Raw genomic sequence first — 12,441 nt, 5'->3', positions numbered from 1 at the left:
CCTGCTTTGCTCAAAGTTTGTAGCCGATCTGCCGCAACAGGTTCTTGCGCCACAGGATGTCTTCCTCGCCTTCAATGCCTCGGGCACAGAGGCCATCCACCACGCCCAGAATGGCTCGCCCTTGGTCCGTCTCGGCCAGAATCACCTCAGTCGGATTGGCCGTTGCACAAAAAATGCGGCACACCTCTGGAACCATTTTGACGGCGTTCAACACGTTTACGGGATAGAAACCATCGTTGAGGAAAATGATGAAGCTATGGCCTGCGCCGATGGCTTGGGCATTGCGCCGGGCCAGGTCGATCATGGCGGCATCGGTGCCAGACCAGCGCACCAGGCAGTTGCCGGAAGCTTCGCAAAAGGCCACGCCAAAGCGGATACCTGGCACGGCATTGACCAACGCTTCGTGGATGTCCTCGACGGACTTGATGAAGTGGGTCTGACCGAAAATGAAGTTCGTCGCTTCCGGTTTGTCGATTTTCAACGTGATGAGTTGCATCTCGAACGCCTCCTTTCACGATGACTGATAACACGTTAAGCATAGCTACTCATAAAACGTAGATCTTGAGCCTGGTGATCACCCTGTGGCGAGGGGGCTTGTCGGAACGCCGCATCGCCCCGTTCGGTTGCGCAGCAGCCGTAAATCCGGACAGCTCGATTTGTCTGAAGGAACACTGGGGGCCGCTTCGCGACCCAACGGGGCGATGCGGCGGTCCGACAAGCCCCCTCGCCACAGGGTTGTGTTCGTTGCCGCTTTACCCGTGGCTGCTAGAACTTCGCATAGTTCAACGCATCGACAATGGCCGAGCCGCCGATGCCGGTCAGCGACAGCAGCAGCGCCCGGATCAGCGGGTCTTCAGCGTAGCGTGAGAACGCGCCGCTACTGAGCGTCGCGACCCGCTCGCGGATCATCTTGAACTTGCTGTAGCAAGGCGTCGTTTCAGGTGTTTGCAGCAGGTAGGCGTCAAGTCGTTGCAGTGCAAGCGTGCGGGATTTTTCCGCGGCACGGCGCATCGACAGCGCGGAGACCAGCAGCACCAGCGCCGTCAGCAGGTAGGAAATGATCAGGCTGGGCGGTGTCGGCCAGTTATCGAACAGGCTGCTGCGCGATGCGAACAGGATCAACATGACCACCGTCGGCGCATAGATCAGGCGGTTAACGGCCGAGGTGCGCTTGGCAATCAGCTGCAAATCCATCCACTCGTCGATGCACGGGTGCCGGAGCATGCCGAAGGTCTTCTTGTGCTCCATCTGCAAGGTGCCTGGCCAGATCGCATGATGTTCGCTGAGATGGCGGATGAATCGCGTCAGCAGCAGGTTGGCATCCATGACCCAGAACACCAGCACCTGGAACGTCAGGGTGGGGATCAGCCAACTCATCATCCACCACATCGATGCGCCGCGAACGGGCATGCCCTCCATGGGCCAGATGACAAACAGCACGCTGGTGATCACGACGTAAACCCAGGTGGCGAGCATGGCCCGCAGCATTCGGGCGCCGAAGGAGCCGCAGACGCAGTGCTCACCCCAGAAGCGAGCAATCACGATCATCTTGCGCCCGTCCGTGCAAGCGGCCTGTGCCGGTGCGCAGGACGTTGACCAATCTTCGCTGGCGGTCAGCAACGGGAAGAAAATCCTCAGCAGGCAGTGCCCCAGCTCGTTGCACCAACGACGCAATGTCCAGCCCTTGCCCCGGCGAATCAAGCGCCGAACCTGTCCCCACAAGGTCATCTCGTACTTGCGCATGTGCAGGCGCAAATGGAATGTGGCTTCGATCTCGGTCCGGTTGATGCGCAGGTTGCGCCAGCCCCAGGCCAGTGCCGAGAGGGAGATCAGCACAGCCAGCAGCCGCAGTGCCACGGTGGGCCAGGCACTGATGCCTTCAAACAGGAACATCGGCTCACCCAGTCCGTTCTCCGTCAATGTGCTGCGCATCTGGTACGCCAACATCAGTGCGAGGATGAACATGACGAGGGGGACCACGATGTACCACGCCCGGGAGTCGTATAAGCCCGTGCTCATGCTGGCTGTCGAGTCCTTGGCCATCGCCAGTTGCCTCGCGGAGCGCCGGGTCAGGTTCGAGGAAATGATCCCAAGCAATATCAGCACGAAGGTGAACCAGAGAAACTCCGCATGCCAGAACCGCGTGGCGATGAATGCGCAGGCTGCCGCCACCATAAACAGCGTCATCGGCACGCCGCGCACCCAGGCCAGCCGTGCGTCATGGTCATCTTTCGGGCCCTCGATCCGCCACCAGACGATGAACCCGCCGAGTATCAGCAGGGTGATCGTCAGTGGCCCTGCCCAGAAGAAGGATTGGGCTTGCTTGAAGCGGTCGCGAATTGATTTTTGGGGTTCAGGGTAGGGCGGTGGCGAGGGGTCTTGGAGGCAGCGCAGCGCCATCAGGTCGTGCGGACGTACGCCTCGTTCCGACTGCGATTGTGTCGGTGCCTCGCAGCTTGCCGGGCGTGAGGCGGTCAGCCGGCTCGCCAAGGGAATGAAGCCGCTGATCCCCACTTCATAGATGCCCGGCGACAGCAGCTCCGATTTGGAATAGTCGAACTTCGCGCGCTTGGCGTCGAAGGATTGCGGCGCCAGTGCCGCCAGCACCGAGATGAACACCGCACTTTGCAGGCTGTCGCGAAACGGTGGCACGTCCTGTTGCAGCGCGCGGGTCAGGGTGAGTCCGTAGGGGGCGGCGAGTATCAGGTTGCGCGTGGTTTGCGCCTGGCCCCGTTGCAACATGCGGGCATCGAGGTCGGTGGAAAAGTACAGTTTGTATGGCATCCGGCTCTTCAGCGCTTGCAGCACCAGGAGCTTGTCGTAGGCATCGACGCCCAGTACGCCAATCGCGCCGATGCCGCTTTCGCCGTTGCGTCGATAGGCCGCGTCCTCGTTGGCGATATGGTCGGCGAGGCGCCGCAAGTAGTCGAGCTGGGAGTTGCCGTCGGATTTCTCCAACGGACTGAGATCAAGTTGGGTGGGGTCTTTGTTTTTACCGGGATCGGAACTGGCGCTCTTGTCGTTGCTCGCGGACTCTTCCGGGAGGCGTCCGTCCAGGCCGCGTAAATAGCTGAAGCGCAAAATCCACTGATCGACCACATCCCTATGGTTTTTTTCGTCGCTGCCCAGGTGGGCATCCCTGGCCACCTGTGTCTTGAAGCTTTCGATCAGGGCGCGGCTGTAGAAACTGTCCCACTCGGAAATTAGAGCGATACGGTGACCGCTGCGGCGCAGGTCGCGGGTGCACGGTGAGCCGATCCGTCGCAGCTTGCCTTCGCTGCAACGCACGCCTGTGGCCGGGTCCACGCGGCGCAACTTCAGCTCCTCCAACATCAGTTGCGTCATGGTGCCGTCGTCGCTAACGGTGCGCAGCAACTTCATGGATTGTCTGCTCGCAAGCGGCGGCGACAGCTTCGGGTACCCGCGATCCAGCGTCTCGTTATCGGCCGTGGCCAGTGGTGAGTAGATTTCGACCTTCGGCGTGGCCTGGCCGATGTCCTGGTCCTGGAACATGTCGCGCAGGACGGTTGAGGTTGAGGGGCCGATGACCTTCAGGACAGCCGTGTCGGGTGGCTCGGCACACGGTTTTGGAGCGCATGCCACAGCGATTTTATTTTTCAGGGTCTGGCGTAGCGTTTCGAGCGATTGCAGCGGGGTCGAGCCGAGCACGTCCTGTTTGAACCAGAACACGATCGTTCGGTCAGGCGGTGGTGGCGCGCCTTCAAGGGCTGTCGGTGGATCGAAGGGGTTGGAGACGAACACTTCATAGGGCGCGTCGACGAAACCGGTTTTCTGCGGGGCCTCCAGCGACAGGTTGGCGGCGAGTCTCAAGCAATGGATGTATTGCTCCTGATCCGGCACCCGGTGGGAATTCTTGAACCCTGCCAGCAGCGCATAACGAATGCGCCGGCGCCGTTCGACCTCGTCGGCGTAAGGGCCGCCTTCGACCAGCGCCACCATGATGTCCGGCGCCGGTTTGTCGCCGGCCAGGGGAGAAAGATCCGGGCTGCAGACATGCTCGGCATCCGGGTTCTTGCTGTCGGTGAGCTTCTTGCGATAACGCTCGACCGCGTCAAAAGGGTCTTGCCATAACCGGGCTTCGATGGGCAGTTGCGCCTGGAACTGTGCACCGATCGGCCGCGGTTCAAGGAACGGTTCGCGGTTGAGGGCGAACATCGATACCACCAGACTCAGGATGACCGCACTGCCTGGCAGCCAGAAGGCCAGGTTAGTGCCAGAACCCTTGTTGTCCATGGCCTGTGCCTCTTGTTCTCGGCCAACTGATTACAGTTATGTATAGACCCAATAACAGGGTTGAGTGCAAAGTCAGTGGCGGTAAAATCAGTCATGCCACCTTTAAGGTCAAAAGAAGCCGCCGCCATGCACACAATCGGACTCATCGTTTACCCCGGGTTTCAGGTGTTGGGCCTGGCCATGTGCGCCACGTTCGAGTTGGCCAACATGGCCACCGCCGAACCGGCGTACAACATTGCCTTGCTGTCCGAGCGCGGCGGTACGGTGCAGACCTCCGCCGGGTTTGGCGTGGAAACTACGGCGTTCGACCAGCGCTCGTTCGACACGCTGTTGGTGATGGGCGACAACCTGATCCGTCCGGTATCACCAGGCATGGTGGCGTTTTTGCGCAACGCCAGCCGGACCACCCGGCGTCTGGGCTCGATCTGCACCGGCGCCATTGCGCTAGCCGAGGCCGGTTTGCTGGATGGCCGGCGCGCGACCACGCACTGGTGCCATGCCCCGTCGCTGCAGAAGGCGTACCCGAAGGTGAAGGTCGAGGAAGACCGGATCTTCATCAACGACGGCAACATCTGGACAGCCGCGGGCATGAGCGCTTGTGTCGATCTGGCGCTGGCACTGGTGGAAAAGGATCTGGGCGCGGAAGTGGCGCGGCGGGTGGCCCGGCAATTGGTGGTGTACCACCGGCGCGCGGGAGGGCAGTCGCAATTTTCGGTAATGCTCGAACTCGAGCCCAAGACTGATCGCATCCAGGCCGCATTGGCCTATGCCAAGCAGAACCTGAAGTCCGCGCTGTCAGTCGAGGAACTGGCCAGCGCCGCCAATCTCAGCCCTCGGCAATTCAGTCGTGTGTTCCATGCCGAAACCGGGCAATCACCGGCCAAGGCCATCGAAAACCTGCGGGTGGAGGCGGCGCGCCTGATGATGGAAACCGGCCGGCACCCGATCGATGTAGTGGCAACCGATACCGGTTTTGGCGATCGGGAGCGGATGCGTCGGGCGTTTATCCGTGCATTTGGCCAGCCACCACAGGTCATTCAACGCGCCAATCGCGGGTGATGCTCGGGATGTCCTAAAAGGTGGTGTATTCGACATTTCGGCCTAAATATTATTAGCGTAATTTTGATCTCGTTGAAGTCCACTCCCTCAATGAGATCACCGCCATGACCCTCGTAAAAGCCGCCGCCGTACAAATCAGCCCCGTTCTTTACAGTCGTGAAGGCACCGTCGACAAAGTGGTGCAGAAGATTCTCGAACTCGGCGAGCAGGGCGTGCAGTTCGCCGTGTTCCCGGAAACCATCGTGCCTTACTACCCGTACTTCTCGTTCGTTCAGTCGCCTTTCGAAATGGCGGCTGAACACCTCAAACTGCTGGATCAGGCCGTCACTGTCCCTTCGGCTGCCACCGAGGCCATCGGCGCCGCTGCCAGACAGGCCGGCATGGTGGTTTCAATCGGCGTTAACGAACGTGACGGCGGTACGCTGTACAACACGCAGTTGTTGTTCGATGCCGACGGCACCCTGATTCAGCATCGGCGCAAGATTTCCCCGACCTATCACGAGCGCATGATCTGGGGCATGGGCGACGGCTCAGGCCTGCGCGCCACCGACAGCGCGGTAGGGCGCATCGGCCAGTTGGCGTGCTGGGAACATTACAACCCGCTGGCCCGTTACGCCTTGATGGCCGATGGCGAACAGATCCATGCGGCGATGTATCCAGGATCGTTTGCGGGGCCTTTGTTCGCTTCACAAATGGAAGTCAGCGTCCGCCAGCATGCATTGGAGGCGGCCTGCTTCGTGGTCAACTCCACCGCCTGGCTGAACCCTGAACAACAGGCGCAAATCATGGCCGACACCGGTTGCCCCATCGGCCCGATTTCCGGTGGCTGCTTCACCGCGATCATCAGCCCGGACGGCGTAGTGCAGGGCTCGCTGACCGAAGGCGAAGGCGAGGTGATCGTCGACCTCGACATGGGACTGATCGATAAGCGTAAACGCATGATGGATTCGCGCGGTCACTACAGCCGCCCGGAACTGCTGAGCCTGCTGATTGATCGCACACCGACGAGCCATGTGCATGAACGCAGTGCTCATCCGACGTTGATGGTGAACGAGGTGGTAGAAGAAACCAGTCGTTAAGCGGCTGAGACCGTGTCGACCCCATCGCGGGCAAGCCATGCTCCTACAGGGGAATGCATTGCCCTTGTAGGAGCATGGCTTGCCCGCGATGAGGCCATTACAGGCGCGAAAAAACTCTGGTCTTACAGTTCCTGACCCAAAAAGATCAACGTATTGCCATGGGCCTCAGCCGCTGCGCGTTGGTTGTAGCTGTCGCGATGCGAGCAGTTGAAGCCATGTTCGGCCTCCGGGTACACGACAATTTCGACGTTATCGTTGGTATCGAAACGCTCGGCGATTTTCTCCACGGCTTCCAGAGGGATGTGGCTGTCCTGTTCACCGAAGTGCATCAGCAGCGGCACTTCGATTTCATCGGCTCGGTCCAGATGATTCTGGATGCCGCCGCCGTAATAGGCGATGGCCACGTCCACCAGCCCATTGGCGGCGGTGTGGTAGGAGAGCAGACCGCCGAAGCAGTAACCAATCGAAGCGATCCCGCCATCCAGACCCGGCTGGGCTTTCAAGGCGTCGATGGCCAGTTCGATGTCGGCCTGTGCCTTGCCGACGTCGGTGGCGTTCATCAACTCGACGGCGCGTTTCCAGCCGGCCTCGTCGTAACCCAGTTCTATGCGGTGGCCGCTGCGCCAGAACAGGTCCGGTGCAATCACCAGATAACCGTCGGCAGCGTATTGTTCGGCGACCGAGCGGATGTGTTCATTCACGCCGAAAATTTCCTGGATCAACACGATCCCCGGGCCTTTGCGGGTGTGCGGAATCGCCAGGTAAGCGCCGAATTTACCGTCGGCGCTGTTGATCTCGATCCATTGGGTGGTCACGCTCATGGTGGCTCCTGTCTACACAAGTGAGTGGGGTGAAGGTTACTGGGGCTGTGTGGTCTTGAAGCTTGGCATCGCCTGCATACGTTTCCATCATTCGGCGAAACCGTCCACTGCAAATACCCTTCAGCGGTTATCGCGACGCCAGAAGACTCGAGCCAGCAGCGCATCGAGGCTGAGCTTGCCGGCGCCCGAGAGCAACAGCGGCATAAAGGCCGCGAGGTAGATCAGCGGCAGTTTGAAGTTGCCGTGACCCTTGTTGCTGATGGCGTAACCCTGAGCAAGCTCACTCAATGTAGACCAATCGGCCGGCCAGTGAACGGCGGCGGTCGCGACGACGGTGACCACGATCAAAATGATCGCCGAGATCCGCGTCCCCAGGCCGACCAGTATGGCCAGGGCGCAGATCAGTTCGGCCCACATCGACAGTTCCCAGTTCAGCGTGGCTGGCACATGGTTGAAGGGGAACGGGAAGCTGTCCTGAATATCGGCGAACCAGTTTTCGCCATTGAATTTTTCCAGGCCTGATTCGAAGAACTCCCAGGCGAGGAACACCCGCAGGGTCAGCGGCGCAATCCAGCTACCGGCACGGTCAAGGTTCAGGTGCAGGCCTTTGACGGCCGATGAGAGTGAGGTGGTCATGGGCTTGATCTCCGTTCAGTCAGGGAGGAGGGGCACAGCGGTGCCCCATGTAAAGGGTTACTCGCTGGCGCCGCACTTGCCTTCGCCACATTTACCTTCCGCCGGTTTTTCTGCCGAGTCGGCCTGGACCTGGCTGTAGCCGTGGGCCAGTTGTTTCATGCTGAACGCCTCGGACTCAGAGGCAGAAGCCACGTTGGACAAGGCCAGGCCGCCAGCGATGATCAGGCCGAGGGTCAAGGAAGAAGTCGAGAGCTTGAACATGGTGATACTCCGTAGCATTGAGTGAGTTGAGCGCTTTGATCGGCGTGGCCAATCGACAGGCACAGTTCATCAAGCAGGTGTATCTGCGATGTGTCTTTGGCGTGGGGTTTTAGGGACGGGGTGTGTCGGAAGGGGCGCTGTACACATTGTGATACGTAAACCACTGATCTCTTGTGGGAGTGAGCCTGCTCGCGATAGCGGTGTGTCATTTAACAATGATGTTGACTGACACACCGCTATCGCGAGCAGGCTCGCTCCCACAGGGACAGCGGTGTTTTTAAGATTGTGTGATCCAGCACTGACCACCGGCGTCTAGCGTCTGTGTCCCCGCAATCCCATGGGGCGAGACTTCGGAACCCGGCATGCAAGCGCTGTTGAACGAGATCCTTGACGCAGTTCGTCCCCTGATCGGCCAGGGCAAGGTGGCTGACTACATTCCCGCCCTCGGTACGGTGCCGGCCGATCAACTGGGCATCGCGGTGTACGGCAATGACGGCGAACTGTATTGCGCCGGCGATGCCCATACGCTGTTCTCGGTACAGAGTATTTCCAAGGTGTTCAGCCTGGTGCAGGCCATCGAGCACTCCGGCGAAGCCATTTGGCAGCGCCTGGGTCACGAGCCTTCCGGCCAACCGTTCAATTCGCTGGTGCAACTGGAATTCGAGCGTGGGCGCCCGCGCAATCCCTTCATCAATGCCGGTGCGCTGGTGATCTGCGACATCAACCAGTCACGCTTTGCCGCGCCGGCACTGTCGATGCGCGACTTTGTCCGTCGACTGTCCGGCAACCCGCAAGTCATGGTGGACGGCAAGGTCGCCGAGTCCGAATACCAGCACCGCGCGCGCAACGCTGCGATGGCCTATCTGATGCAGTCGTTCGGCAATTTCCACAACGACGTCGAAGCGGTGTTGCGCAGTTACTTCAGCCATTGCGCGCTGCGCATGAGCTGCGTGGATCTGGCGCGGGCGTTCTGTTTTCTGGCCAATGACGGCTTCTGCAAGCACAGCGGCGAGCAGATCCTCACCGCCCGCCAGACCCAGCAAGTCAACTCGATCATGGCCACCAGCGGCCTCTACGATGAAGCCGGCAACTTTGCCTATCGCGTCGGCTTGCCCGGCAAGAGCGGCGTGGGCGGAGGGATTGTTGCGGTGGTGCCGGGGCAATTCACGGTGTGCGTCTGGTCGCCGGAATTGAACACCGCCGGCAACTCCCTCGCGGGCATGGCCGCGCTGGAGTTGCTGAGTCAGCGGATTGGCTGGTCGGTGTTCTAGGTCAGAGCGGCAACGCTTCGACCCGGCTGCGCAAACACGCCAGCGTTTCATCGTCCAGCACTGTGGTGATATTCAGGTGTTCTTGTGCCTGAAACAGATTCATCGCATCCCGGGTCTGTTTGCCGACGATGCCGTCGACGGGGCCGGGATGCCAGCCCAGATACGTCAAGTAGGTTTGCGCCATACGGATTCTCAGGTCCGGCGTCCCGCCATAGGAGAACTTCTGATACGCCGCGCTGAGCCGCACGTCGTAGTTATTGATTGCGTAGTTGGGGCCGTTGTAGCGGCGTGCAAAGTTGGCCCAGTCCTTGGCCCGTAATGCCGCGACTGAGCCGCCTTCGATCAACGTGCCAACGGTGCACAGCAGTTGTTGGTTTTCGGACTCGACCATTCGGCTGATCATCGTCTCGACATCCGCCGAACGGGTCTGCGCAAAATTGAATCCCATGATCTGCCCCAGCCCCCAAGAGGTACTTTGCAAGGCTGCGTTCCTGTTCAGGCCGACGGCCAGGTTCAAACGGTCATACTGATGCGGCCCCGTTGCACCGTAGTTGCCGGGGGCTTTGCTGCTGATATCCGGGTGTTGCGCGTCAAACTTCTGGTGGGTCAGCCGACTGAAGACGTGGCGCTCGTAAAGGATTTTCGGACGGCGATCGGGATAGAACCCGTTGCCGGAGGTTTCTACTGCCAAAACGGCCCAGAGTTGCGCGGCACTGACTTTGGCAAGGTCCAGCGCCTGCGCCAGACCTTCATCGTCCAGGGCCGCTCCATGGCTTGTGAATTCATCGCTCATGACGGCCTCCTTGGAAAACAGGAAACGCTGATGTATCTCTTTCAGCGTAGGAGGACCGGGTGCAGGGCCGCCGGGTTTTCGATCACCGGTCAGGCGTGCGGTTAATGACGCTCCAGGGATTTTCCTATACATTTTCCGGCCGCCCATTGCATGGTGAAACCGCTTCATGTCTCTTGCGCTCGAACGTCTAGTCGCTGGCACGCCGATCCCTTTCGCTGGTAACCGTGTCACTGTGGTCAGCCCCGAATTGGCCGCGCGCTTTCAGCCCGGGGACCATTTGCTGGTGGAGCAGGTCAGCGGCGAATTGTTGCAGATCCCGGTGGCCGACCAGCAAGCGGCGGCCATTGCAATCGAGCGTGCCGATGCGGCCTTCAGCGCAATGTCCGCGGTCTCCGATCAAGCCATCAGCGAGTTCTTTGATCGCTTCGCCCAACGCCTGGAAGACCCTGCCTGCTGGGCCTTGATCGAAGCCGCTAACCTGGCCGACATCGAGCGGGCCAAGGCCCGCGGACGCTCCACCACGCGGCTTCTGGCGGATGAACGCATGCGCCGCGACATGATCGCCGGCCTCAGGGCCTGGCGCGATGCGTCCGCCACGCGCGGCAAAGTGGTCAGTTGCATCGAGCATGACGGCTGGAAAGTAGAGCAAGTGGTCTCGCCGCTGGGCATCGTCGCGTTCGTCTTCGAAGGCCGGCCGAACGTCTTTGCCGACGCCGCCGGTGTGTTGCGCACGGGTAACACCGCGGTGCTGCGCATTGGCAGCGATGCGTTGGGCACGGCGCAAGCCATCGTCACCCACGCGTTGAATCCGGCACTGAGTGACGCCGGGTTGCCGACCGGCGCGGTGTCGCTGGTGGAAAGCGTCAATCACGCGGCCGGCTGGGCGATGTTCGCCGACCGACGCCTGTCGCTGGCGGTGGCCCGTGGTTCAGGTCGTGCCGTCAGTCAATTGGGCAGCATCGCCCAACAGGCCGGCACCGCCGTCAGCCTGCACGGCACCGGGGGTGCCTGGCTGATCGCCGACAAGAACGCCGATGCCCCGCGCTTTGCCGCTGTAGTGCGCAACTCGCTGGATCGCAAAGTCTGCAACACGATGAACGTCTGCCTGATTCACCGTGACCGTGTCGCAGAACTGCTGCCGCTGTTCCTCGACGCGTTGCAACAGGCCGGCACCGCACGCGGGCAGGGCTGCAAATTGCACATCGTCGAGGGTAGCGAGTCGTACTTGCCGACCGATTGGCAGACCGCCAGCGTTGAGGTGTACCGCGCCGAAGGCTATCAAACCGAAGCGTTGGCCGAACCGCTGCCCGAGGATCAGTTGGGCCGCGAGTGGGAATGGGAAGAAACCCCTGAAGTCAGCCTGAAGATTGTCGATGACCTGGACAGCGCCATCGCGTTGTTCAATCGCTACAGCCCGCAGTTCACCGTGTCGCTGATCAGTGAAGATGCCGCGGCTCAGGAACGCTTCTACAACGCGGTCAACGCACCTTTTGTCGGCAACGGGATTACCCGCTGGGTCGACGGACAGTACGCGCTGAACAAGCCGGAACTGGGGCTTTCGAACTGGGAGAGCGGCCGCCTGTTTGCTCGCAGCGCGATTCTCTCGGGAGATGGGGTGTTCACGATCCGCAGTCGCATGACCCAGACGGATCTGTCGGTCAAACGCTGATCCAGCACCACGACCCCGGTCAACGGCCGCACTATACTTAATGTGCGTCCGTAGGGGCGTGGCGAGCACTCCAAAACGAATCAGATGTCCATAACGCTCGCCTGAGCGTCAAGGCTGCACAGCCAATGGACGGGCAGTGCATCTGATGACGGAGAGAGGGTTACACCATGAAACTTCATTCCTTCCAACAATACTCTCATGATCTGGAAAGGGGCGTTCACGACACGTGGATTACCGCCAGGGTGAAGTCAGCCCTGGCAATGGCCGAACCCAGCCTTGGCCTGCAAATCCATGTCAAAACCCATGGGGGCACGGTGGCATTGAGCGGCCGCGTCAACACCCATAAACAGTGTGAGCAGGCTGTTGCTCTGACCCGCTCGGTTCAGGGGGTCGTCGATGTCGATGCCAGAGACTTGCTGACTCACGTGTTCACGCCAGGCAGTATTCCAGAACCACCCAACGCGGAAGAGGCCCCTGAAACCCGGCCTCAATCGTCTACAAAGATGGACGATAAATAACCCGGTCGATCGTGTCAGTGCAGCGCGCCCGTGAGCGGGGAGCGCTGCGTCGATCGTCTATCTGCCAATGGATACACACT

Annotated in this window: 11 protein-coding genes; 5 read left to right on the top strand and 6 right to left on the bottom strand. The window is 60.5% G+C overall.

Annotated features, from left to right (window positions below):
* Window positions 1-10: 10 nt before the first annotated feature.
* Window positions 11-496, bottom strand: coding sequence for an adenosine-specific kinase (locus PMI27_RS20385; protein WP_008151497.1), 486 nt, complete (start codon window positions 494-496; stop codon window positions 11-13).
* Between the two features lie 269 nt (window positions 497-765).
* A complete protein-coding gene (locus PMI27_RS20390) occupies window positions 766-4,254 on the bottom strand; it encodes a hypothetical protein (RefSeq protein WP_008151495.1) in 3,489 nt (1,162 codons plus the stop codon).
* Window positions 4,255-4,380: 126 nt separating this feature from the next.
* Here PMI27_RS20390 and PMI27_RS20395 point away from each other — a divergent pair, with 126 nt between their 5' ends.
* A complete protein-coding gene (locus PMI27_RS20395; protein WP_008151492.1) occupies window positions 4,381-5,313 on the top strand; it encodes a GlxA family transcriptional regulator in 933 nt (310 codons plus the stop codon).
* Between the two features lie 104 nt (window positions 5,314-5,417).
* Window positions 5,418-6,392 carry a nitrilase-related carbon-nitrogen hydrolase gene (locus PMI27_RS20400; protein WP_008151490.1) on the top strand — a complete coding sequence of 325 codons (975 nt, stop codon included), beginning with the start codon at window positions 5,418-5,420 and terminating at the stop codon, window positions 6,390-6,392.
* A 122-nt stretch (window positions 6,393-6,514) separates the two neighbouring features.
* Here PMI27_RS20400 and PMI27_RS20405 read toward each other — a convergent pair whose 3' ends face one another.
* The 3 genes from PMI27_RS20405 to PMI27_RS20415 all read right to left on the bottom strand — a co-directional run bounded on the left by PMI27_RS20405 (window position 6,515) and on the right by PMI27_RS20415 (window position 8,110).
* Entirely contained in the window at window positions 6,515-7,213 is a 699-nt protein-coding gene (locus PMI27_RS20405; protein ID WP_008151488.1) for a dienelactone hydrolase family protein, read from the bottom strand.
* A gap of 120 nt (window positions 7,214-7,333) precedes the next feature.
* Window positions 7,334-7,849, bottom strand: coding sequence for an HvfX family Cu-binding RiPP maturation protein (locus PMI27_RS20410; protein ID WP_008151486.1), 516 nt, complete (start codon window positions 7,847-7,849; stop codon window positions 7,334-7,336).
* Window positions 7,850-7,906: 57 nt separating this feature from the next.
* Window positions 7,907-8,110 (bottom strand): HvfA family oxazolone/thioamide-modified RiPP metallophore, encoded by a 204-nt coding sequence (locus PMI27_RS20415; protein WP_008151484.1) that lies wholly within the window; start codon window positions 8,108-8,110, stop codon window positions 7,907-7,909.
* A 362-nt stretch (window positions 8,111-8,472) separates the two neighbouring features.
* Between PMI27_RS20415 and glsB the strand changes: the two genes are divergently transcribed.
* Window positions 8,473-9,381 carry a glutaminase B gene (gene glsB, locus PMI27_RS20420; protein WP_008151482.1) on the top strand — a complete coding sequence of 303 codons (909 nt, stop codon included), beginning with the start codon at window positions 8,473-8,475 and terminating at the stop codon, window positions 9,379-9,381.
* Between the two features lies 1 nt (window position 9,382).
* Here glsB and PMI27_RS20425 read toward each other — a convergent pair whose 3' ends face one another.
* Window positions 9,383-10,174: an N-acetylmuramidase domain-containing protein gene (locus tag PMI27_RS20425; protein WP_008151480.1), complete on the bottom strand. Its 792-nt coding sequence runs from the start codon at window positions 10,172-10,174 to the stop codon at window positions 9,383-9,385.
* Between the two features lie 166 nt (window positions 10,175-10,340).
* Between PMI27_RS20425 and PMI27_RS20430 the strand changes: the two genes are divergently transcribed.
* Together PMI27_RS20430 and PMI27_RS20435 are read left to right on the top strand one after the other, a co-directional pair.
* Window positions 10,341-11,843, top strand: coding sequence for an aldehyde dehydrogenase family protein (locus PMI27_RS20430; protein WP_008151479.1), 1,503 nt, complete (start codon window positions 10,341-10,343; stop codon window positions 11,841-11,843).
* Window positions 11,844-12,010: 167 nt separating this feature from the next.
* Window positions 12,011-12,361, top strand: coding sequence for a BON domain-containing protein (locus tag PMI27_RS20435; protein ID WP_008151477.1), 351 nt, complete (start codon window positions 12,011-12,013; stop codon window positions 12,359-12,361).
* The last annotated feature ends 80 nt before the right edge of the window (window positions 12,362-12,441 follow it).

The organism is Pseudomonas sp. GM41(2012) (assembly GCF_000282315.2).
In the GTDB taxonomy this organism is placed as follows: Bacteria; Pseudomonadota; Gammaproteobacteria; order Pseudomonadales; family Pseudomonadaceae; genus Aquipseudomonas.
Note: the sequence above shows the minus strand (reverse complement) of the source record. Positions and strands in the feature narration are given on the sequence as shown.

Bases quoted from the DNA above. Each gene is read 5' to 3' on its own strand.
- PMI27_RS20390 (WP_008151495.1), bottom strand. From the start codon at position 4,254: ATGGACAACAAGGGTTCTGGCACTAACCTGGCCTTCTGGCTGCCAGGC.
- PMI27_RS20385 (WP_008151497.1), bottom strand. From the start codon at position 496: ATGCAACTCATCACGTTGAAAATCGACAAACCGGAAGCGACGAACTTC.
- PMI27_RS20405 (WP_008151488.1), bottom strand. From the start codon at position 7,213: ATGAGCGTGACCACCCAATGGATCGAGATCAACAGCGCCGACGGTAAA.
- PMI27_RS20415 (WP_008151484.1), bottom strand. From the start codon at position 8,110: ATGTTCAAGCTCTCGACTTCTTCCTTGACCCTCGGCCTGATCATCGCT.
- PMI27_RS20430 (WP_008151479.1), top strand. From the start codon at position 10,341: ATGTCTCTTGCGCTCGAACGTCTAGTCGCTGGCACGCCGATCCCTTTC.
- glsB (WP_008151482.1), top strand. From the start codon at position 8,473: ATGCAAGCGCTGTTGAACGAGATCCTTGACGCAGTTCGTCCCCTGATC.
- PMI27_RS20400 (WP_008151490.1), top strand. From the start codon at position 5,418: ATGACCCTCGTAAAAGCCGCCGCCGTACAAATCAGCCCCGTTCTTTAC.
- PMI27_RS20410 (WP_008151486.1), bottom strand. From the start codon at position 7,849: ATGACCACCTCACTCTCATCGGCCGTCAAAGGCCTGCACCTGAACCTT.
- PMI27_RS20425 (WP_008151480.1), bottom strand. From the start codon at position 10,174: ATGAGCGATGAATTCACAAGCCATGGAGCGGCCCTGGACGATGAAGGT.
- PMI27_RS20435 (WP_008151477.1), top strand. From the start codon at position 12,011: ATGAAACTTCATTCCTTCCAACAATACTCTCATGATCTGGAAAGGGGC.
- PMI27_RS20395 (WP_008151492.1), top strand. From the start codon at position 4,381: ATGCACACAATCGGACTCATCGTTTACCCCGGGTTTCAGGTGTTGGGC.